The following is a 21,572-nucleotide window of genomic DNA, read 5'->3' on the forward strand; positions in this document are numbered from 1 at the left end:
GAACACGACGGAGACGAACGGAAGATGACGGGGGTTGTCATGGGGAAGCTGCTCAGGGATCGGCGCAATCTGCTCAACCGGCTCCATCGGCTCAGGGATCAGCTCAGGAAGCGGCTAGGGAGCCGCATGGGCTCCGACACTGGAATGACGACGGCGGAGTACGCGATGGGGACGATCGCGGCCTGCGCCTTCGCGGCCCTGCTCTACAAGATCATCAATAGCGAGGCGGTCTCCGGCGCGCTGGAGTCGGTGATCGGAAAGGCGCTCGATGTCCCGTTCTGACGCGGGCGCGGACGCCGCAGCGAAGTCCGGAGCGAGGTCCGGCGCGGTCGGCGGTGGTGATCGGGGGTCGGTGACGGCGGAGGCGGCCGTGGTGATCCCGGCGCTGGTGGTGTTCACGACGGCGCTGCTCTGGGGGCTCTGCTCGGTCGCCGCGTACATCCAGTGCGTGGACGCGGCGCGGGCCGGGGCGCGGGCCGTGGCCCGCTCGGAGCCACCGGAAGCCGCGGCGGCCGTCGCCCGGACGGCCGCACCGGGCGGGGCGAATGTCACCCTCGGCCGGTCGGGTGATCTGTGGCGGGTCTCCGTGGAGGCCCCGGCCGCCGGTCCCGGCGGTCTCGGGCTGACCTTGCGGGCCGAGGCGAGCGCGCTCGCCGAGGACACCGTGGGCCAGGACCCGGCCGTGCCCACGGCGCCGGCGGAGGGGTCGTGAAGCCCCGGGAGCGGGGGTCGGCGACGGTGTGGACGGTCGTCGCGGTGGGCGCCCTGTGTGCGGTGTTCGCCGTCGTGCTGGCCCTGGGGCAGGCCGTCGCGGCCCGCCACCGGGCAGGGGCCGCGGCGGATCTGGCGGCGCTGGCGGCGGCCGACCGGGCCCTGTGGGGCCAGGAGTCCGCCTGTACGGCCGCCTCGCGCGTCGCCGCGGCCCAGGGGGCCCAGATGGTGCGCTGCGCGCTGCGGGGCGATGTGGCGGACGTGACGGCCCGCGTCCACATCGGCGCGTACGCCCCGCAGGTCAGGGCGCGGGCGGGACCTCCGGGGCCGGGTCCGGGGCTTCCCGCAGCAGTTCCGTGAGGAGCCGCACGGCGCCGCGCTTGTGCAGCGGGTCGTTGCCGTTCCCGCACTTGGGGGACTGGATGCAGGAGGGGCAGCCCGCCTCGCACTCGCAGGAGGCGATGGCCTCACGGGTGGCGGTGAGCCAGGCGCGGGCGGTGTGGAAGGCCCGCTCGGCGAAGCCGGCCCCGCCCGGGTGGCCGTCGTAGACGAAGACCGTCGGCAGCAGGGTGTCCGGGTGCAGCGGGACGGAGACGCCGCCGATGTCCCAGCGGTCGCAGGTGGCGAAGAGCGGCAGCATGCCGATCGAGGCGTGCTCGGCGGCGTGCAGGGCTCCGCCGAGCTGCTCAGGGTTCACCCGGGCGGCGTCCAGCTGGTCCTCGGTGACCGTCCACCACACGGCCCGGGTGCGCAGGGTGCGGGGCGGGAGGTCGAGTTTGGTCTCGCCGAGCACCTCGCCGGTGATCAGGCGGCGGCGGAGGAAGGAGACGACCTGGTTGGTGACTTCGACGGAGCCGTAGCAGAGCCGCCCGGCGCCCCAGGGGATCTCGGTGTCGGTCTCCAGGACGGAGATGGAGGTGGTGTCGCGGGCGGTGGTGGAGTACGGCGGGCTTGCCTCCTCGACGAGGGCGACGGAGTCCTTCAGGTCGAGGTGCTTCACCAGGTACGTACGCCCTTGGTGGAGGTGGACGGCCCCGTCGTGGACGGCGGCGTGCGAGGCGGCCTCGTCGACCGTGCCGAGCAGACGGCCGGTGCCCGCTTCGACGATCTGGACCGGTGAGCCGCCCCCGCCGCGGATGTCGGTGAGGTCGGCGGCCCGTTCGCGGCGGGTCCAGTACCAGCCGGCGGCGCGTCGGCGCAGCAGGCCGGCCGTCTCCAGCTGGGGCAGCAGCTCGGGCGCGGCGGGCCCGAACAGGTCCAGGTCCGCCTCGGTGAGCGGGAGCTCCGAGGCGGCCGCGCAGAGATGGGGGGCGAGGACGTAGGGGTTGTCGGGGTCCAGGACGGTCGATTCGACCGGCTGGTCGAAGAGCGCCTCCGGGTGATGGACGAGGAACGTGTCCAGCGGGTCGTCGCGGGCGATCAGGACGGCCAGGGCGCCCTGGCCGGAGCGGCCGGCCCGGCCGGCCTGCTGCCAGAGCGAGGCGCGGGTTCCGGGATAGCCGGCGATGAGGACGGCGTCGAGGCCGGAAACGTCGACGCCGAGCTCCAGGGCGGTGGTCGCGGCCAGTCCCAGGAGCTCCCCGGAGTGCAGGGCGCGCTCCAGGGCCCGGCGCTCCTCGGGGAGGTAGCCGCCCCGGTAGGCGGCCACGCGGCGGGACAGCGAGCGGTCCACCTCGGCCAGCCGTTCCTGGGCGATGACGGAGATGAGCTCGGCGCCGCGGCGGGAGCGTACGAAAGCGACCGTACGCACGCCCTGGACCGTCAGGTCTGTGAGCAGGTCGGCGGTCTCGGCGGTCGCCGTGCGGCGCACCGGGGCGCCCTGCTCGCCGTGCAGCTCGGTGAGCGGCGGCTCCCACAGGGCGAAGACCAGCTCACCGCGGGGTGAGGCGTCGTCGGCCACCTCGTGCACCGGCAGGCCGGTGAGACGGGTGGCGGCCACGGCGGGCTGGGCGGAGGTGGCGGAGGCCAGGAGGAAGACCGGGTTGGCGCCGTAGCGGGCGCAGACACGCCGGAGCCGGCGCAGCACCTGGGCGACATGGGAGCCGAACACGCCGCGGTAGGTGTGGCACTCGTCGATGACGACATAGCGCAGGGCCCGCAGGAAGGAGGACCAGCGGGGGTGGGAGGGGAGGATGCCCCGGTGGAGCATGTCGGGGTTGGTCAGTACGTAGTTCGCGTACTGGCGGACCCACTCGCGCTCCTCGACCGGCGTGTCGCCGTCGTAGACGGCGGGGCGGACGCGGTTGCCGAGCGGCGCGGCCAGTTCGCGCACGGCGCGGCGCTGGTCGGCGGCGAGGGCCTTGGTGGGGGCGAGGTACAGCGCCGTGGCGCCCCGGCCGTTGGGGGCCTCGGAGCCGTCCAGGAGGGTGCTCAGGACGGGCGCCAGATAGGCCAGCGACTTGCCGGACGCGGTGCCGGTGGCGATCACCACGGATTCGCCGTCCAGGGCGTGCTCGGCGGCCTGTGCCTGGTGGGCCCAGGGGTGGTCGATGCCCGCCGCCTGAATGGCGTTGATCACTTCTGCACGGATCCGGTCGGGCCAGACGGCATGACGACCCGGTCTTGGGGGCAAGTGCTCCGTATGGGTGATGCGCGCAGCACGGCTCTGCCCCGCGGTGAGCCGGTCGAGGACCGCACGGGGGGAGGGCTGTGTGTGCCCGCTCGCGTTCGGTCGTCCGGGGCGCTGATTCCTGGCCATCGGCACCGAGTGTGTCACCGGCGTGACGGACAATGCTTCCAAGGCGTCGTGCATGGCTGCTGGTAAGTGATTGAATGCCATCGCGGCTGGCGATCCGTCCCCTGGCTCCGCCGGGGAGACCCGAGGGGGCGACCGCTCGATAGCAAGGTGCTGGAGGATCCGTGGACCTGTCCCTGTCGACTCGCAATGTGTCCGGCCCTGGTGGCGACCGTACGGTCGTCGAGGTCGGTGGCGAGATTGATGTGTATACCGCGCCCAAGCTGCGCGAGCAGTTGGTCGAGTTGGTGAACGACGGCAGCTACCACCTGGTTGTCGACATGGAGGGTGTGGACTTCCTCGACTCGACCGGCCTCGGCGTGCTCGTGGGCGGTCTCAAGCGCGTTCGCGCACACGAGGGCTCTCTGCGCCTGGTGTGCAACCAGGAGCGCATTCTCAAGATCTTCCGGATCACTGGTCTGACCAAGGTGTTCCCCATTCACACCTCGGTCGAGGAGGCCGTCAACGCCACCGACTGAGGTCGCTCGGAGGCTTCCGGAGGAGAACAGGGTGCCGGGCGTGAGCCCGGTCCCCTGGTAGTTCGCCCGTATGTCCGAGGGGGACCCTATGGCCACCGTTGAACTCCGCTTCAGCGCTCAGCCTGAGCACGTCAGGACCGCCCGACTGGTGGCGGCCGCCGTGGCGCGCCGGGCCGGGGTGGACGAGGCTGTGCTGGACGAGGTCAGACTCGCCGTGGGCGAGGCGTGTTCTCGCGCCGTCGGGCTGCACCGGAGCAATGGCGTGACCGACCCCGTGCGGGTCGTTCTGACCGAGGAGGAGAAGACGTTCTCCATCGAGGTCGGCGACGGCGTGCCGGGCGCGGGTGTCGCCGCCGCCGACGCGGCCGGAGTCCCCGGCTCACGCGACGGCGCCCCCACCGAGGACTTCGACGACGCCGAGGGCGAGGACGAGATGGGCCTCGCGGTCATCAGCGGGCTCGTCGACGACGTCGAGGTGTCTGCGGGCGAGCACGGCGGAGTGATCCGCATGAGCTGGCCGACGACACCGGCCATTGTTCTGCCCTAGAAGCGTGTCGTCCTCCGGGGCTCCCGTCGCCTTCTGAGGCGGGTGCGCCACCTCGTCACACAATATGTAGAGGCCCTGCTGAGCAGGGCCTCTTTTCATTTCCCTAGATCATTGATCAAGTGTCAATGCATCAGCCCCATTACCGCTTTCGGGGGTAGTTTCGGAACCCGATCTTTTGCTGAGGAGCACCCGAAGGTCAATTCCATTTGCGGCGCCCTGTTTTGATCAGGTCCAGCTCCCTACAATCCGTCCACATCTTGAGCTCTGAGCGTCAAGGAGGACGAATGGCGGGGCTCTTCAACCCGGAACTGACCGACCACACCACTTCTCTCGCCGCCGCGGTACTCACCGACGAGAACCGGACGATCGTGATCGTCATCGCGGCGGTCGCAATCGCGGCACTGATCGTCGCCCAGCTGCTGGTACGCCAGGTCCTGGCGGCCGGCGAAGGCACCGAAAAAATGAAGAAGATCGCGGCCGCCGTGCAGGAGGGCGCAAATGCCTATCTGGCACGGCAGTTGCGCACGCTCGGCGTCTTCGCCGTCGTCGTGTTCTTCCTGCTGATGCTGCTTCCGGCCGACGACTGGGCGCAGCGCGCGGGCCGTTCGGTGTTCTTCCTGGTGGGTGCGCTTTTCTCGGCGGCCACCGGATACATCGGCATGCGGCTCGCCGTACGAGCCAATGTGCGCGTGGCTGCGGCCGCGCGTGAGGCGACTCCGGCGGAAGGAGAACCGCAAAAGGATCTGACGGCCGTCGCGCACAAGGCCATGAAGATCGCTTTCCGCACGGGCGGCGTGGTCGGCATGTTCACGGTCGGCCTCGGCCTGCTCGGTGCCTCCTGCGTGGTCCTCGTCTACGCGGCCGACGCACCCAAGGTGCTGGAGGGCTTCGGCCTCGGCGCGGCCCTGATCGCCATGTTCATGCGTGTCGGCGGCGGCATCTTCACCAAGGCCGCCGACGTCGGCGCCGACCTCGTCGGCAAGGTCGAGCAGGGCATCCCCGAGGACGACCCGCGCAACGCCGCCACCATCGCGGACAACGTCGGCGACAACGTCGGCGACTGTGCGGGCATGGCCGCCGACCTCTTCGAGTCGTACGCCGTGACCCTGGTCGCCGCGCTCATCCTCGGCAAGGCCGCCTTCGGCGACCTCGGACTGGCCTTCCCGCTGATCGTCCCGGCGATCGGTGTGATCACCGCCATGATCGGCATCTTCGCGGTCGCTCCGCGCCGCACCGACCGCTCCGGCATGACCGCCATCAACCGCGGCTTCTTCATCTCCGCGGCGATCTCACTGGGCCTGGTGGCCCTGGCCGTCTACGCCTACCTGCCGGGCACGTACGCCGAGCTCACCGGCGTCACCGAGGCCGCCGTCAAGACGCACCCCGGCGACCCGCGCATCCTCGCGCTGGTGGCCGTGGCCATCGGCATCGTGCTCGCCGCCCTCATCCAGCAGCTGACCGGCTACTTCACCGAGACCAACCGGCGCCCGGTGAAGGACATCGGCAAGTCCTCGCTGACCGGCCCCGCCACCGTCGTACTCGCGGGTATCTCCATCGGCCTCGAGTCCGCCGTCTACACGGCCCTGCTGATCGGCCTCTCGGTGTACGGGGCGTTCCTGCTCGGCGGCACCTCGATCATGCTGGCGCTGTTCGCGGTGGCCCTGGCCGGCACCGGACTGCTCACCACCGTCGGTGTCATCGTCGCCATGGACACGTTCGGCCCGGTCTCCGACAACGCCCAGGGCATCGCCGAGATGTCGGGCGACGTCACGGGCGCGGGCGCGCAGGTCCTCACCGACCTCGACGCCGTCGGCAACACCACCAAGGCGATCACCAAGGGCATCGCCATCGCCACCGCCGTCCTGGCGGCGGCGGCGCTCTTCGGCTCGTACCGGGACGCCATCGCCACCGCCGTGTCGGAGGTCGGCACCAAGGCCACCGGCATGAACCTGACCATGGACATCTCGCAGCCCAACAACCTGGTGGGCCTGATCCTCGGCGCGGCCGTCGTCTTCCTCTTCTCGGGGCTCGCGATCAACGCCGTGTCCCGCTCGGCGGGGGCCGTGGTCTACGAGGTGCGCCGGCAGTTCCGCGAGCACCCTGGGATCATGGACTACTCCGAGAAGCCGGAGTACGGGCGCGTCGTCGACATCTGTACCAAGGACGCGCTGCGCGAACTGGCCACGCCCGGACTGCTCGCCGTCATGGCGCCGATCGCGGTCGGCTTCACCCTCGGCGTAGGCGCGCTCGGCTCGTACCTCGCGGGCGCCATCGGCACCGGCACGCTGATGGCGGTCTTCCTGGCCAACTCGGGCGGAGCCTGGGACAACGCCAAGAAGCTCGTCGAGGACGGCCACCACGGGGGCAAGGGCAGCGAGGCGCATGCGGCGACCGTGATCGGCGACACCGTGGGTGACCCGTTCAAGGACACCGCGGGACCGGCCATCAACCCGCTCCTGAAGGTGATGAACCTGGTGGCCCTGCTGATCGCGCCCGCCGTGGTGCAGTTCAGCTACGGCGAGGACGCCAGTGCGGGCGTGCGGGCGGCGGTCGCGACGCTCGCGATCATCGTCATCGTCGGTGCGGTGTACGTCTCCAAGCGCCGTTCCGTCGCCGTGGGTGACGAAGGCAACGCGGCCGATCGTGCGGCCCAGTCGCCCGACCCAGCGGTGGTTTCATAACACCTGGTCAAAGGACGGGCGGGCAGCGCGTGTTGACGTGCTGCCCGCCCGTCCGTGTGGGTGCCGTGAGGCGTGTCTCCCTTGGTGCAAATGGCTTCAATAAGGTACGGACCGGTCCCACGAAAGGTGGATGTCGCCCGGTTGGCGTGTATGTTCCGGGGCCGAGAGCCTTGGAAGGGACCGATCCGGTGAACAAGAAGCTTGCGGCCGCACTGTCCGGCGGCGCGGTACTGGTGCTGGCGCTGTCCGGTTGCAGCGACGACGACGGCGACAACAAGGTGGATGCCTGGGCCAAGACGGTCTGCGACCAGGCCAAGCCCCAGATCCAGAAGAGGGCCGACGCCCAGCAGATCATCATCTCGACGGCGGCTGACGGAAAGCCCGCCGACATCCAGGCCGCCGACTCGAAGGCCTTCCAGGACATCGCCGACGCCGACCGGGCGCTCGCCAAGTCCATCGAGTCCGCCGGGGCGCCGCCCGTCGACAACGGCGAGAAGCTGCAGCAGGACGCCGTCAAGGAGCTCAACGCGACGGCCGTGGCGTACGAGGGCCTCAAGAAGCAGGTCGACGCGCTCGAACCGGGCAACCAGCAGAAGTTCGCCGACGGTCTCCAGGGTGTCGCGGACGGCCTGAAGAAGATCGAGAAGATGGACCAGGACGCGCTCGCCAAGCTGCAGTCCGGCGAGGTCGGCCAGGCGATGGCGAAGCAGCCGGGCTGCCAGAAGGCCACGCCGTCGGTGGGCGGCACGGGCCCGGCCAAGCCGAAGCCCGGCGCGTCGGCCTCGCAGCCCGCGGCCTCGGCCCCGGCGTCCAAGCCGGCCACGTCCGCCTCGAAGCCCGCGGCCTCCGCGTCGAAGCCGGCCTCCCCGTCGGCGTCCGCCTCCAAGGCCGCCGAATAGCCCCGGCGGCCGGCTCTGCCGCCGGCCGCCCCCACGGCCCGGCTCCCGTTCGAAACGGGAGCCGGGCCGTTCGGCTTTTGTCAGTGGCGGCGGCCACAATGGGCAGGTGAGTACGACCAGCCTGACCGCCAGCCTTCCGACGCCCCGCCACGCCGCCCGCCTGCGTGAGGCATTCCTCGCCGCCGACTTCACCGCCGACGGGCTGCTCGACCTACTCGGCGCACCCGCGTACGCCGCGCTCGCCCGCAGCGAGACCGTGCCCGCCCTGCGCGCCACCCGTGGGGACACCCCGCTGGAGACGCTCGTCCGGCTGTTCCTGCTCCAGCAGCCCGTCTCCGTCGAGCGGGCCGCCCGCGCGCTGCCCCTGGAAGAGGCGTTGGCGGACGGCTGGCTCGTCCAGGACGGCGAGGAGATCCACGCCACCGTCGACGTCCGGCCGTACGGCGGACCCGAGGGCCAGGACTGGTTCATCGTCTCCGACCTGGGCTGCGCGGTCGGTGGCGCCGGAGGCATCGGCCGCAAGGACGAAGGCGTCGTGCTCGGCGTCGGCGGCGCCTCCACCACCCTCGCCGGCATCACGGTCCGTACGCCCGTCGCCGCCGCCCTCGACCTCGGCACCGGCTCCGGCATCCAGGCCCTGCACGCCGCCCAGCACGCCACGCTGGTGACCGCGACCGATCTGAACCCCCGCGCCCTGGACTTCACCCGCCTCACGCTCGCCCTGTCCGGCGCCCGCGGGGCCGAGCTGCTGGCGGGCTCCCTCTTCGAGCCGGTCGACGGCGACACGTACGACCTGATCGTGTCGAACCCGCCGTTCGTCATCTCTCCCCTTGCCTCCGGCAAGGAGGAGTCCGGCGCCCGGCTGACCTACCGGGACGGCGGGATGAGCGGCGACGACCTGTGCCGCACGCTCGTCCAGCAGGCCGGGGAGCGGCTCAACGACGGGGGATACGCCCAGTTCCTCGCCAACTGGCAGCACGTCGAGGGCGAGCAGTGGCAGGAGCGGCTGCGCTCCTGGGTGCCGCGGGGCTGCGACGCCTGGATCGTGCAGCGCGAGGTGCAGGACATCACGCAGTACGCCGAGCTGTGGCTGCGCGACAGCGGCGATCACCGTGAGGACCAGCAGGCGTACGCCGAGCGGTACGAGGCGTGGCTGGACGAGTTCGAGGCGAGCGGGACCAAGGCGGTCGGCTTCGGCTGGATCACCCTGCGCAAGAACGCCGCGGTCACCGAAGGCCGGATCGAGCCGTCGATCGTCGTCGAGGAATGGACGCACCCCGTCGAGCAGCCGCTCGGCGACACCGTCCTGGCGCACTTCGAGCGCCAGGACTTCCTGCGGACCCACGACGACGCGGCGCTCCTCGCCGCGCACTTCCGCCTCGCGTCCGAGGTGACGCAGGAACAGGTGGGCCTGCCCGGCGCCGAGGACCCCGAGCATGTGGTCCTCCGGCAGAACCGCGGGATGCGCCGCGCCACGCGCGTGGACCACGTCGGCGCGGGCTTCGCGGGCGTCTGCGACGGGACGCTCAGCGCCGGGCGGATCCTGGACGCCATCGGTCAGTTGACGGGCGAGGACCCGGTGGTGCTGCGGGACCGTACACCGCAGGCCATCCGGCTGCTTGTGGAGGAAGGCTTCCTCGAGCCGGTGGACGGGGGTGGCGGCCAGCCGCGTTGACACCCCTTTCCCTTCCGCTTGTGCGTGCCGAAGGCTGGTCGAGGCCGCCGGTGACATCTCGTACCGGGCACCGGCCAACGGGACGACATCGCCTGTGGTGATCGGAACACCGCTGGTGATGCCCCTGTTTCGGGTGTCGGCTCCGTCTTCCCGGGAAGGGAACCCGGCGTCGCCGACCAGCGTTTCGCCCTCGCGGGTAACGCCGTTCCCGCAGCTTCCGCTCTGCCCGCGACAGGGCCCGTGCCATGGCCCTGACCCCGCGTACGACCCGTCCACAACCGGCCAACTTCGGCCGGTACCGCCGCCCGGCGGGGGCGCCGCGTGGGTGAACCGTGCTCGGGTCGCCCGCGTCGTTCACCCGGAATTCGCACCCACGACGCCGGGAGGTGCCAGCCTCTGCCTCCAGGGCGCCGGGGGAGCAGAGCCCGGGCGCACCACCGACCAGCGACGGAACGGGGCACGGGCATGGAGAGTGGGCCGGCCATTTTCGCCGGGACGGCGTTCGCGCTGTTCGGAGCGGGGCTGCTGCTGTGGACAGGGGTGCGGATGGCGCACCGCCAGCCCGTCGCGTACGGAGTGGGCCCCGCCGCCGCCGCGACCCTCACGACGATCTTCGGCGCTGTCTTCCTCGTCCTCGGGGTGTGGTGCTTCGGCCGCCTCTGACCGGGGGCCGGCCGGGCCGGCGTGAGCGGCGCCGCACCACCCTGGTGGGAGTCCGGGCGGCAGGAATGCCAGGACTCGGGTTACCGTTCGAGTGGCCGTTGCGGGCTTTTGCCGTTTGACACGGGGGCGGGTTGTACCGTCACACTCCGCAGCGACAGCAGCGTAAGCGGCGTCACCGCAGCAGCGCGCAGTCCTCTGTACTGCGCCGACTGCACCTCGGCGTCGACTGCGCCGTAGGTGCCACCGAGCGTCGACCGGAGAGAAGAGCGAAGTTGTCCCCGACCAGCGAGACCGCACACGGCGGCCGCCGACTCGTCATCGTCGAGTCGCCTGCCAAGGCGAAGACGATCAAGGGCTACCTCGGCCCCGGCTATGTCGTCGAGGCGAGCGTCGGGCACATCCGTGACCTCCCCAACGGCGCCGCCGAGGTCCCCGAGAAGTACACCGGCGAGGTCCGGCGCCTCGGCGTGGACGTCGAACATGACTTCCAGCCCATCTATGTCGTCAACGCCGACAAGAAGGCGCAGGTCAGGAAGCTGAAGGAGCAGCTCGCCGAGTCCGACGAGCTCTACCTCGCCACCGATGAGGACCGCGAGGGCGAAGCCATCGCGTGGCACCTCCTCGAGGTCCTGAAGCCCAAGGTCCCCGTCCACCGCATGGTCTTCCACGAGATCACCAAGGACGCGATCCGGGACGCCGTCGCCAACCCGCGCGAACTGAACAAGCGCATGGTCGACGCCCAGGAGACCCGCCGTATCCTCGACCGCCTCTACGGCTACGAGGTCTCGCCGGTCCTGTGGAAGAAGGTCATGCCGCGGCTGTCGGCGGGCCGTGTGCAGTCCGTGGCCACGCGTCTGGTCGTCGAGCGTGAGCGCGAGCGCATGGCGTTCCGCTCGGCCGAGTACTGGGACCTGACCGGCACGTTCTCCACCGGCCGCGCCGGTGACGCCTCCGACCCGTCGTCGCTGGTCGCCCGCCTGGCCACGGTCGACGGCCGGCGTGTCGCGCAGGGCCGTGACTTCGGCCCCGACGGCCGGCTCAAGAGCGATGTCCTGCACCTCGACGAGGCCAACGCGCGCGCTCTTGCCGCCGCCCTCGCCGAAACCTCCTTCTCGGTGCGCTCGGTCGAGTCCAAGCCGTACCGCCGCTCTCCGTACGCCCCCTTCCGTACGACGACGCTGCAGCAGGAGGCCTCGCGCAAGCTGGGCTTCGGTGCGAAGGCGACCATGCAGGTGGCGCAGAAGCTGTACGAGAACGGCTTCATCACCTATATGCGTACGGACTCCACGACCCTCTCCGACACCGCCATCGCGGCGGCAAGGGCCCAGGTCACGCAGTTGTACGGCGCTGACTACCTGCCCGAGAAGCCGCGCACGTACGCCGGGAAGGTCAAGAACGCGCAGGAGGCGCACGAGGCGATCCGTCCGTCGGGTGATCGTTTCCGCACGCCCGCGGAGACCGGTCTGACCGGCGACCAGTTCAAGCTCTACGAGCTGATCTGGAAGCGGACCGTCGCCTCCCAGATGAAGGACGCGGTCGGCAACTCCGTGACCGTGAAGATCGGCGGCCGGGCGAGCGACGGCCGGGACGCCGAATTCACCGCGTCCGGCAAGACGATCACGTTCCACGGCTTCATGAAGGCGTACGTCGAAGGCGCCGACGACCCGAACGCCGAGCTGGACGACCGCGAGCGGCGCCTGCCGCAGGTCGCCCAGGGCGACGCGCTGACCGCCGAGGAGATCACGGCGGACGGCCACGCCACCAAGCCGCCGGCCCGCTACACCGAGGCCTCGCTGGTCAAGGAGCTGGAAGAGCGCGAGATCGGCCGCCCGTCGACGTACGCGTCGATCATCGGCACGATCCTCGACCGCGGCTACGTCTTCAAGAAGGGCACGGCGCTCGTGCCGTCGTTCCTCTCCTTCGCCGTGGTCAACCTGCTGGAGAAGCACTTCGGCCGGCTCGTCGACTACGACTTCACGGCCAAGATGGAGGACGACCTCGACCGCATCGCGCGCGGTGAGGCCCAGGCCGTGCCGTGGCTGAAGCGTTTCTACTTCGGCGAGGGCGACGCGGCGGGCGCCGCCTCGGAGGCGGGCAACGGCGACGGCGACCACCTCGGCGGCCTGAAGGAGCTGGTCACGGACCTCGGCGCGATCGACGCGCGGGAGATCTCCTCCTTCCCCGTGGGCAACGGGATCATGCTGCGCGTCGGCCGCTACGGCCCGTACGTGGAGCGCGGTGAGAAGGAGCAGGAAGGCCACCAGCGCGCCGACGTCCCCGAGGACCTCGCGCCGGACGAGCTGACCGTCGAGCTGGCCGAGGAGCTGCTGGCCAAGCCGAGCGGCGACTTCGAGCTCGGTACGGACCCGGTCAGCGGCAACCAGATCGTCGCGAAGGACGGCCGCTACGGCCCGTACGTCACCGAGATCCTGCCCGAGGGCACGCCGAAGACGGGCAAGAACGCGGTGAAGCCGCGGACGGCCTCCCTCTTCAAGTCCATGAGCCTCGACACCGTGACGCTCGAGGACGCCCTGAAGCTGATGTCGCTGCCGCGGGTGGTCGGCGTCGACGCCGAAGGCGTGGAGATCACGGCGCAGAACGGCCGCTACGGCCCGTACCTGAAGAAGGGCACCGACTCGCGGTCGCTGACCGACGAGGAACAGCTCTTCACCATCACGCTCGACGAGGCGCTGGCGATCTACGCCCAGCCGAAGCAGCGGGGCCGCGCCGCCGCGAAGCCGCCGCTGAAGGAGCTGGGCACGGACCCGGTCAGCGAGAAGCCGGTGGTCGTGAAGGACGGCCGCTTCGGCCCGTACGTCACCGACGGCGAGACGAACGCGACCCTGCGGACCGGCGACAGCGTCGAGACGATCACGCCGGAGCGCGGCTACGAGCTGCTCGCGGAGAAGCGGGCCAAGGCGCCGGCGAAGAAGACCGCGAAGAAGGCCCCGGCCAAGAAGGCACCCGCCAAGAAGACCACGGCGGCGGCCAAGAAGACGGCCGCGAAGAAGACGACGGCGGCCGCCAAGAAGACCGCCGCGAAGAAGACGACGGCCACCAAGGCCACGGCCGCGAAGAAGACGGCGACCAAGGCCACGGCGACGAAGTCCGCTTCGGCCGAGGAGTAGCCAAGGGGAAGTTCGTGACCACCCCGTCCCCACTGGGGGCGGGGTGGTCTGCTTCCGGGAACTGCTTCCGCGGACCGGCGCGCACGCCGGGCGCGGGCGTTTGTTCGGGTGCGGACTCCGGGGACCCGGGCGCTCCGGATAGGCTGGGCGGATGACGCGAGCCGAGCAGCCAACGGTCGTGAGCGACACCTCAGACTCCGACGCCGCACTAGCCGCAGACTCACGGGAACGCGCCGTACGAGCCCTGCTGCGCCATCAGCCGCTCAAGCGGCTGTGGAGCGCACACCTCGTCGGCGGTATCGGCGACGCCCTCGCCGTGCTGGTCCTGGTGCTGCTGGCGCTGCAGGCGGCCGTCTCCGAGGGGGCGTTCGGCGGCGGATACAGAGGCGCGGCCTTCGCCGTCGCCGCGGTGTTCGGTGCGCGGATTCTGGCCACGCTGCTCTTCGGAGCCGTACTCCTCGGGCCCCTCACCACGCTCACCGCGCCGTCCGGCCCGCTGGACCGCCGCTGGACCATGATCGGCGCGGACGGCGTACGGGTCGGACTGCTGGTGGTCGCCCCGCTGTGGATCGACTGGACCCCTGACAACGCGGTCTGGTTCCTGCTCGGCACCGTGTTCCTGGCCGGGGCCGCCGAGCGGTTCTGGACCGTGGCCAGGGAGAGCGCCGCGCCCGCGCTGCTGCCCGCTCCCCCGCTCGAAGGCGCCGCCGTGCGCCCCCTGCCGGACCACCTTGGCGCCCTGCGCCGCCTGTCCCTGCGTACGTCCTTCCTGGCCATCCCCGCCGCTGCCGCGACCCTCCTGATCGCCACGCTGATCGGCAACCTCATCGGCTCGGGCGTCGAGTGGTTCACGCAGCACCAGGCGGCCATCGGGGCCTATGCCGCGGCCGGTCTGTTCGCCGCGTCCGTCTCCGTCCTGTACTTCATCGAGCTGCCCGGTGGGCAGACCCCGAGGCCCCGCTCCCCGCTGGAGGGGCTGCGCCGGCCGTCGGCCGGAAACGGCCTCGACAAGGGCCGTACGGGCGCCCTCCCGCTGCTCGTCCTCGCCTGCGCCACCGTCGCCGGAGCGATCGCCTGCGCCGCCGCCGTCGCCGTGCTGCACGCCGCCGACCTCGGTGGCGGACCGGTCACGTTCGCGCTGCTGATCCTCGCGCTGACCGGCGGCACCGCCCTCGGCATCCGTACCGCCGGATCCGTCCTGACCGTCCTGTCCCGGCGCCGGCTCCTCGCGCTGGCCCTCGCCCTCACCGGCGTCGCGCTGCTCGCCATGGGCCTGGTCCCGGACACGGCGACCGTGCTGTTCATCGCGCTGCTGGCCGGTTACGCCGCCGGGGTCGCCGCGAACACCGGCCACACGCTCATCGACCAGGAGACCGAGGAGTACCGCCGGCCCCGGCTCACCGAGCACCTCCAGGCCGTCGTCCGGGTCGCCGTCGCGCTCGGCGTCCTCGCCGCGCCGCTGCTCGCCGCCGCGATCGGCCCGCACCGCCTCGCCAACGGCGACTTCGTCTTCGCACACGGCGGCGCAGCCTTCACCCTGATGCTGGTCGGCGCCCTGCTGCTGCCGGTCGCCGCGCTGGTGCTCGCCAAGACCGACGACCGCTCGGGCGTACCACTGCGCCGCGATCTGCGCGATGCGCTGCGCGGCGGTGACCCGGCGCAGGCGCCGGCCGCGACCGGTTTCTTCATCGCTCTGGAGGGCGGCGACGGGGCCGGCAAGTCCACCCAGGTCGAGGCGCTCGCCGAGTGGATCCGCGCCAAGGGCCACGAGGTCGTCGTCACCCGCGAGCCGGGCGCAACGCCGATCGGCAAGCGGCTGCGCTCGATCCTCCTGGACGTCTCCAGCGCCGGGCTCTCGCACCGCGCGGAGGCGCTGCTGTACGCCGCCGACCGCGCCGAGCACGTCGATTCGCTGGTCCGGCCCGCCCTGGAGCGGGGCGCGATCGTGATCTCCGACCGGTACATCGACTCGTCGGTGGCCTACCAGGGCGCGGGCCGTGACCTGTCCCCGACGGAGATCGCCCGGATCTCGCGGTGGGCCACGGACGGGCTCGTACCGCATCTGACGGTGCTCCTCGACGTCTCGCCGGAGACCGCGCGGGAGCGGTTCACGGAGGCGCCGGACCGGCTGGAGTCCGAGCCGCCGGAGTTCCACGCGCGCGTGCGGTCCGGTTTCCTCGCCCTCGCCGCGGCCGACCCGAGCCGCTACCTGGTCGTCGACGCCGGCCAGGAGCCGGAGGCCGTCACCACCGTCGTACGCCACCGGCTCGACCAGATGCTGCCCTTGTCCGAGGCCGAGGTGAAGGCTCAGGAGGAGGCGCGGAAGGCCGCCGAGGAGGAGGCCCGCCGCAAGGCCGAGGAAGAGGCCGCACGGAAGGCCGAGGAGGAGCGCCTGGAGCGGGAGCGCCAGGAGCAGCTCGCCAAGCTCCGTGCCGAAGAAGAGGAGCGCAAGCGCCGCGAGGAGGAAGAGGCGCGCCAGCGCGAGGCCGAGCGGCAGGCGGAGGAGGCCCGGCAGCGGGCGGAGGAGGCCCGCAAGGCCGCCGAGGAGGAGCGCCGCCGGCGCGAGGCCGAGGAGAAGGCCCGCCGGGAGGAGCAGGAGCGGCTGCGCAAGCAGGCCGAGGAGGAGGCCCGGCTGCGGGCCGAGGCCGAGGAGCGCCGCCGCGAGAAGCAGCGCAAGGCGGAGGAGGCCCTGCTCAAGGCCGAGGAGGCGCGGCGCCTGGCCGAGGCGGCTGCCGCGGCGAAGGCCGCCGAGGAGGCCGCCGCCGCTGCGGCGGTGGCCGCCGCGACACAGGCGGCGGTTCCGGAGGTGTCCCCGAACGAGGTCACCGTCCCGACCCCGATCCCACAGCCGGACGCCCGGCCCGAGGGCGACGGCCGGGGCGGGCGGGACGCCACCCGGGGCGCGGCGCGGGACGAGAAGCGGTTCGTGAAGCCCGACGACGTCACGCAGACCATCCCGACGCCGGTCGTGCCGGAGGAGCGCGCCGAGGCCGCCGAGCCCGCCGACGCGGCCGAGACGGCCGTCCTGCCGCCGGTTCGCGACCCGCGGGCCGCCGACGAGACGGCGGTGCTGCCGCCCGTACGGGACACGCGCGCGGTGGACGAGACGGCGGTGCTGCCGCCCGTACGGGACACGCGCGCGGTGGACGAGACGGCCGCGCTGCCGCCCGTACGCGACCCGCGGGCCGCCGACGAGACCGCGGTGCTGCCGCCGGTACGCCAGGACGACCCGGCCGACCGGGTTCCGCCGGGCATCTTCCGGGACGAGGCGCCGGCCGCGCCCGGGCCCAACGACCGGACGGCCGAGCTGCCCCAGATGGACGAGGAGGGCCGCCCGCGGCGCCGTTCGGACTGGGCGGAGGAGACCCCGCTGGACGACCTCCCGTCGCTCGCGGACGAACTGCTCGGGCCGCATGCCGACGACGAGGACGACCACCGCCGCCGTCGGCGGGGCTGAGGCCGCGGCCCGAGGGGGGTGGAGCGCCTGCTCCACCCCCTCGGCGCGTCCGGGACTGTCAGTGGGGTGCCCCACAATGGAGCCCGTACGTCGGACCCGTGGCAGGACGGGACCGGACCGCGCACCTGAGGAGGGTGGACATGGCCGTATGGGACGACCTGGTGGGCCAGGAGCGGGTGCACGAGCAGCTCGCCGCCGCCGCCCGGGACGCCGACACCCTCGTCACCTCCCACGCCGCGGGCGAGGCGCCGCCCGACGCGTCCAAGATGACCCACGCCTGGCTGTTCACCGGCCCGCCGGGCTCCGGTCGGGCGACCGCCGCGCGGGCGTTCGCCGCCGCCCTGCAGTGCGTCAGCCCGGACCGCGCCCTGGGCGGGGAGCCCGGCTGCGGCTTCTGCGACGGCTGCCACACCAGCCTCGTGGGGACGCACGCCGACGTGGAGGTCGTCCGCACCGACCTGCTGTCCATCGGTGTGAAGGAGACCCGGGACCTCGTGCGCCGTGCCCAGCTGTCGCCCGCGGGCGGCCGCTGGCAGGTCATCGTCCTGGAGGACGCCGACCGCCTGACCGAAGGCGCCGGAAACGTGCTCCTGAAGGCCGTCGAGGAGCCCGCGCCCCGCACGGTGTGGCTGCTGTGCTCCCCGTCGCTTGAGGACGTGCTTCCCACGATCCGCTCCCGCTGCCGCCACCTCACTCTGCGCACGCCGTCGGTCGACGCCGTAGCCGACGTGCTCGTACGACGCGACGGCATCGACCCGCAGGCCGCCGCGGCCGCCGCCCGAGCCACTCAGGGCCACATCGACCACGCCCGCCGCCTCGCCACCGACGAGCGGGCCCGCGCCCGCCGGGCCACGGTCCTCAAGGTGCCGCTGCGCATCGACGACGTCGGCGGCTGCCTCAAGGCCGCCCAGGAGCTGATCGACGCGGCGGGCGAGGACGCCAAGCAGGTCGCCGAGGAGATCGACGTCAAGGAGACCGAGGAGCTGAAGACCGCTCTCGGCGCCGCCCAGGGCGGTCGCATGCCCCGCGGCACGGCGGGTGCGATGAAGGAGCTGGAGGAGCGCCAGAAGCGCCGCAAGACCCGCACACAGCGCGACAGCCTCGACCTCGCGCTCAGCGACCTCACCGGCTTCTACCGCGATGTGCTCGCCCTACAGCTGAACGCCCGGACACAGATCGCCAACGAGGATGTACGGGACTCCCTCGACCGGGTCGCCCACAGCTCGACGCCCGAGCGGACCCTGCGCCGGATAGAGGCCGTCCTCGCCTGCCGCGAGGCCCTGGACAAGAACGTGGCGCCGCTGCTGGCGGTGGAGGCGATGACGATGGCGCTGCGCGCGGGCTGAGCCGCCGCGGGCCCGCCGAATGTGGCCTGGCTCCGGTCCGCTCCGTCACTCGTACCGGGCAGATGGCGGCGGGGAGAGTCGCCGGGGGTCGTCCCCTGGCTACTGTCCGGATATGCCCTTCCGCCGTTCGCTCCCTGCCCGACCCGGACTTCTCCTTCCTCGCACCCTTCGGCGCGCCGCCGCTCTGGCGGCGGCCGCCGGGCTGCTGATCGCGACCGGCTGTACGGGCGGCGGTGGGGGCGGCGGTGGAGGCACCTCTTCCACATCGCCGACCGCGCGGCCCGTCGGGGACCTCTCGGCGTACTACGGGCAGAAGCTCGGCTGGCGGGAGTGCGGTGTCCCCGGCTTCGACTGCGCGACCCTGCGGGCGCCGCTCGACTACGCCCGGCCGGACCGCGGCGAGGTGAAGCTGGCCGTGGCCCGGGCCAAGGCGACCGGCCCGGGCGAGCGGATCGGATCGCTGCTGGTCAACCCGGGCGGGCCGGGCGGCTCGGCCGTCCAGTACCTCCAGGCGTACGCCGGGCTCGCCTACCCCGCGCCCGTCCGCGCCCGCTACGACCTGGTCGCCGTCGACCCGCGCGGAGTCGCCCGCAGCGAGCCGGTCAAGTGCCTCGACGGGCCGCGGATGGACGCGTACACGCAGGTGGACCAGACCCCCGACGACGCGCGGGAGAGGAGCTTGCTGGCGGCGGCGTTCAAGGAGTTCGCGGCGGGCTGCGCGCGCCGCTCAGGATCGGTCCTGCCGCATGTCTCCACCGTCGAGGCGGCCCGGGACATGGACATCCTGCGCGCGGTGCTCGGCGACGAGAAGCTGTCGTACGTCGGGGCCTCGTACGGCACGTTCCTCGGCGCGACCTACGCGGAGCTGTTCCCGTCGAGGGCCGGGCGCCTGGTCCTCGACGGGGCGATGGACCCCTCCCTGCCGGCCGTCGAGCTGAACCGCGACCAGACGGCGGGCTTCGAGACCGCCTTCCGCTCCTTCGCCGAGGACTGCCTGCTCCGGCCGGACTGCCCGCTCGGGACCGAATCGGTCGCGGCGGTCTCCCGCCGGCTGAAGGCGTTCTTCGCCGAGCTGGACGCCCGGCCGGTGCCGGCCGGCGAGGGCCGCGAGCTGGGCGAGTCGCTCGCCACGACCGGGGTGATCGCCGCGATGTACGACAAGGCGGCGTGGCCGGAGCTGCGTGAGGCGCTGACGGATGCGATGGGCGGCGACGGGTCGGGGCTGCTGGCTCTCGCCGACGCGTACTACGAGCGCCAGGGCGACGGCTCGTACTCGAACCTGATATTCGCCAACGCCGCCGTGAACTGCCTGGACCTGCCGCCCTCCTTCGCCGGCCCGGACGCGGTCAGCCGCGCGGTCCCCTCCTTCGTGAAGGCCTCCCCGACCTTCGGCGAGGGGCTCGCCTGGGCGGCGCTGAACTGCACGTACTGGCCGGAGAAGGCCACCGGCGCCCCGCACCGCATCGCGGCGAAGGGCGCGGGCCCGATCGTGGTGCTGGGCACGACGAGGGACCCGGCGACGCCGTACAAGTGGGCCGTCGCCCTCGCCGGGCAGCTCGCCTCGGGGCGGCTGCTGACGTACGAGGGCGACGGGCACACGGCGTACGGGCGGGGCAGCGACTGCGTGGACACGGCGGTCAACCGCTATCTGCTGGAGGGTGCGGTGCCGCCGGAGGGTATGCGCTGCGCCCCGAGCGGCGACCAGTGACGCATTCCGGCAGGTGTGTCCGGAAATGTTCGGTCATACGCGTGGGGAGTCGGGAGGGGGCGCCGCCGGGGTGTGCGAGGCACCCGTTTTCACTGTGTAGACTTGGCGTCGCTGCTGCACCCGCCATGGGTACGGACGGCGTGCCGCCTTAGCTCAGTTGGCCAGAGCAACGCACTCGTAATGCGTAGGTCTCGGGTTCGAATCCCGAAGGCGGCTCTCTGGAAGCCTCAGGTATCACATCTTGTGACCTGGGGCTTTTCTCGTGTTCGATGCCTTGACCTCTCGGTCGGCCATGACGGGAGTGGCCTGCGGGGAGAGGCCGGGCGAGCGGCTCGGCGTTCCTTGCGGCAGGGAAAGATCGCAGATGGTCGCAGGAGCGCAAGGTAAAGATCTTGAGTATCAAAATGTTACACTAATCAAGTGCGCTACTTCATTCAATTTCCAGCCGGCACCGGCGAGTTGGTGACCGACGCTCTTTCGCGTTCCGTCGAGAATTTCAGAATGCACTACAAGGACGATAGTGCAATGATTTTCGAATCGACATCCGGTGCGGAGGAAGTGGCGGCGATCCCCTGCACCAAGAATGCTTTCATTGTCGTCTCGGCAACGGCGAGGGGCGATATTGATCAAGGCGCACGCCAGCTCTCCCGCATCCTGGAGAAGGCGTCATTCCCGTCGCTTCTGGATCGCTCCAGCGGATTTCGCATCATGGCGCACATCGATGGCGAGCTCTCCTCGATCGACCCGAAGGTGAAGCGGGATCTCGAGAGGGCGGTGAGCATCGGCACGGGTGCCCGCGTAGAGCCCCGGGGCATGTGCCGGGAGTACTGGCTGATCGGCCGCCTCGACCTGCGTGAACTGCTGTTCTGCGTACGTCTCCCCAAGGCGGCCCGGCCCAGGAAGGCCCGCGGGGCGATCTCCTACGAGCTGTCGTCCATGTTCGTCCTGGCCTCTCGCCCCGGCCCCGAGGACGTGTACCTCGATCCCTTCGCGGGAAGTGGGTCATTCATCCAGTCCCGGCTGGAGACTCCCGCGCGGGAGATCATCTACTCCGACCTGGACCTGAACAACCACCGGGCGAATCTTCCGGATGAGCTGATCAGCGACAAGCGGGTACGTCTCCTGTCCGAGGACGCCCTTACGCTTCCCGGGATCCCCGACGGGACGGTGGACGTCATTGTCACGGACCCCCCGTGGGGGGAGCACGAAGAAATCTCCATGCCTTACGAGGACTTCGCGCACGCAGTAGCCGCATCCTTCGACCGGGTCCTCAATCCGACGACCGGACGATTTGTGCTGCTGAGCGCGCGGCGTAGCGCCGGTTTCTTCCGCCAGAGCCTGGAGGACTTCTCGTTCACCCTGGATTCCGCGCATGAGATCCTTGTGAACGGCCATCCCGCCACGGTGCTCATCGGTGGGCGGGACAGTGACAAGCCCGGGGAAAGCAAGCCTGCCCGCCGACGGGCGTCCCACTCTCCGCAGAAGCCGTTGCTGGTGGGTCTGGGGACCTATCGCCGGACCATCGACCGGTTCTCTCGGTAGTT

The 21,572-nt window shown here is 71.6% G+C and carries 15 protein-coding genes and 1 tRNA gene; 15 read left to right on the plus strand and 1 reads right to left on the minus strand.

Annotation, left to right across the window (positions count from 1 at the left end; translation table 11 throughout):
• The first annotated feature begins 39 nt into the window (after nucleotides 1-39).
• Genes ACZ7LT_RS17110 through ACZ7LT_RS17120 form a run of 3 tightly spaced genes read left to right on the plus strand, consistent with a single transcriptional unit; the run spans nucleotide 40 to nucleotide 1,071 of the window.
• A complete protein-coding gene (locus ACZ7LT_RS17110) occupies nucleotides 40-282 on the plus strand; it encodes a DUF4244 domain-containing protein (protein WP_471236843.1) in 243 nt (80 codons plus the stop codon).
• Nucleotides 269-712, plus strand: a complete 444-nt coding sequence (locus ACZ7LT_RS17115) for a TadE family type IV pilus minor pilin (protein ID WP_471236844.1) — start codon at nucleotides 269-271, stop codon at nucleotides 710-712. Before ACZ7LT_RS17110 ends, ACZ7LT_RS17115 begins: the two co-directional genes overlap by 14 nt.
• A complete protein-coding gene (locus tag ACZ7LT_RS17120; protein WP_471236845.1) occupies nucleotides 709-1,071 on the plus strand; it encodes an Rv3654c family TadE-like protein in 363 nt (120 codons plus the stop codon). The genes ACZ7LT_RS17115 and ACZ7LT_RS17120 overlap by 4 nt, the downstream gene beginning before the upstream one ends.
• Here the strand turns inward: ACZ7LT_RS17120 and ACZ7LT_RS17125 are convergent.
• Nucleotides 1,013-3,490 (minus strand): DEAD/DEAH box helicase, encoded by a 2,478-nt coding sequence (locus ACZ7LT_RS17125; RefSeq protein ID WP_471236846.1) that lies wholly within the window; start codon nucleotides 3,488-3,490, stop codon nucleotides 1,013-1,015. The genes ACZ7LT_RS17120 and ACZ7LT_RS17125 overlap by 59 nt on opposite strands.
• An 80-nt stretch (nucleotides 3,491-3,570) precedes the next feature.
• Between ACZ7LT_RS17125 and bldG the strand changes: the two genes are divergently transcribed.
• The 12 genes from bldG (at nucleotide 3,571) to ACZ7LT_RS17185 (ending at nucleotide 21,570) form a co-directional block, all read left to right on the plus strand.
• Entirely contained in the window at nucleotides 3,571-3,924 is a 354-nt protein-coding gene (gene bldG, locus ACZ7LT_RS17130) for an anti-sigma factor antagonist BldG (RefSeq protein WP_019888300.1), read from the plus strand.
• An 88-nt stretch (nucleotides 3,925-4,012) separates the two neighbouring features.
• On the plus strand, nucleotides 4,013-4,471 hold the full coding sequence (locus ACZ7LT_RS17135) for an ATP-binding protein (protein ID WP_028797795.1): 459 nt from the start codon (nucleotides 4,013-4,015) through the stop codon (nucleotides 4,469-4,471).
• A gap of 284 nt (nucleotides 4,472-4,755) precedes the next feature.
• The gene (locus tag ACZ7LT_RS17140; RefSeq protein ID WP_471236847.1) at nucleotides 4,756-7,152 is read left to right on the plus strand and encodes a sodium-translocating pyrophosphatase; all 2,397 of its coding nucleotides are present in this window, start codon (nucleotides 4,756-4,758) and stop codon (nucleotides 7,150-7,152) included.
• A gap of 188 nt (nucleotides 7,153-7,340) precedes the next feature.
• On the plus strand, nucleotides 7,341-8,051 hold the full coding sequence (locus ACZ7LT_RS17145) for a small secreted protein (protein WP_471236848.1): 711 nt from the start codon (nucleotides 7,341-7,343) through the stop codon (nucleotides 8,049-8,051).
• A 106-nt stretch (nucleotides 8,052-8,157) separates the two neighbouring features.
• Nucleotides 8,158-9,726 carry a DUF7059 domain-containing protein gene (locus ACZ7LT_RS17150; protein ID WP_471236849.1) on the plus strand — a complete coding sequence of 523 codons (1,569 nt, stop codon included), beginning with the start codon at nucleotides 8,158-8,160 and terminating at the stop codon, nucleotides 9,724-9,726.
• A gap of 465 nt (nucleotides 9,727-10,191) precedes the next feature.
• Nucleotides 10,192-10,389 carry a hypothetical protein gene (locus ACZ7LT_RS17155; protein ID WP_471236850.1) on the plus strand — a complete coding sequence of 66 codons (198 nt, stop codon included), beginning with the start codon at nucleotides 10,192-10,194 and terminating at the stop codon, nucleotides 10,387-10,389.
• A gap of 272 nt (nucleotides 10,390-10,661) precedes the next feature.
• Nucleotides 10,662-13,517, plus strand: a complete 2,856-nt coding sequence (gene topA / locus ACZ7LT_RS17160) for a type I DNA topoisomerase (RefSeq protein WP_471236851.1) — start codon at nucleotides 10,662-10,664, stop codon at nucleotides 13,515-13,517.
• A gap of 151 nt (nucleotides 13,518-13,668) precedes the next feature.
• On the plus strand, nucleotides 13,669-16,974 hold the full coding sequence (gene tmk, locus ACZ7LT_RS17165; RefSeq protein ID WP_471236852.1) for a dTMP kinase: 3,306 nt from the start codon (nucleotides 13,669-13,671) through the stop codon (nucleotides 16,972-16,974).
• Between the two features lie 140 nt (nucleotides 16,975-17,114).
• Entirely contained in the window at nucleotides 17,115-18,320 is a 1,206-nt protein-coding gene (locus tag ACZ7LT_RS17170; protein WP_471236853.1) for a DNA polymerase III subunit delta', read from the plus strand.
• Between the two features lie 112 nt (nucleotides 18,321-18,432).
• Nucleotides 18,433-20,028 (plus strand): alpha/beta hydrolase, encoded by a 1,596-nt coding sequence (locus ACZ7LT_RS17175; RefSeq protein WP_471236854.1) that lies wholly within the window; start codon nucleotides 18,433-18,435, stop codon nucleotides 20,026-20,028.
• 142 nt (nucleotides 20,029-20,170) lie between these two features.
• Nucleotides 20,171-20,244, plus strand: a tRNA-Thr gene (locus tag ACZ7LT_RS17180).
• A gap of 204 nt (nucleotides 20,245-20,448) precedes the next feature.
• Complete coding sequence (locus tag ACZ7LT_RS17185; RefSeq protein WP_471236855.1) at nucleotides 20,449-21,570, plus strand: TRM11 family SAM-dependent methyltransferase; 1,122 nt, start codon at nucleotides 20,449-20,451, stop codon at nucleotides 21,568-21,570.
• Nucleotides 21,571-21,572: the final 2 nt, after the last annotated feature.

The sequence above is a fragment of the Streptomyces sp. NPDC039465 genome (assembly GCF_055639315.1).

Excerpts from the sequence above, each read along its gene's own strand:
- ACZ7LT_RS17135 (WP_028797795.1), top strand. The coding sequence starts at position 4,013 with ATGGCCACCGTTGAACTCCGCTTCAGCGCTCAGCCTGAGCACGTCAGG.
- ACZ7LT_RS17155 (WP_471236850.1), top strand. The coding sequence starts at position 10,192 with ATGGAGAGTGGGCCGGCCATTTTCGCCGGGACGGCGTTCGCGCTGTTC.
- ACZ7LT_RS17140 (WP_471236847.1), top strand. The coding sequence starts at position 4,756 with ATGGCGGGGCTCTTCAACCCGGAACTGACCGACCACACCACTTCTCTC.
- ACZ7LT_RS17110 (WP_471236843.1), top strand. The coding sequence starts at position 40 with ATGGGGAAGCTGCTCAGGGATCGGCGCAATCTGCTCAACCGGCTCCAT.
- ACZ7LT_RS17125 (WP_471236846.1), bottom strand. The coding sequence starts at position 3,490 with ATGGCATTCAATCACTTACCAGCAGCCATGCACGACGCCTTGGAAGCA.
- ACZ7LT_RS17175 (WP_471236854.1), top strand. The coding sequence starts at position 18,433 with ATGCCCTTCCGCCGTTCGCTCCCTGCCCGACCCGGACTTCTCCTTCCT.
- tmk (WP_471236852.1), top strand. The coding sequence starts at position 13,669 with ATGACGCGAGCCGAGCAGCCAACGGTCGTGAGCGACACCTCAGACTCC.
- ACZ7LT_RS17170 (WP_471236853.1), top strand. The coding sequence starts at position 17,115 with ATGGCCGTATGGGACGACCTGGTGGGCCAGGAGCGGGTGCACGAGCAG.
- ACZ7LT_RS17115 (WP_471236844.1), top strand. The coding sequence starts at position 269 with ATGTCCCGTTCTGACGCGGGCGCGGACGCCGCAGCGAAGTCCGGAGCG.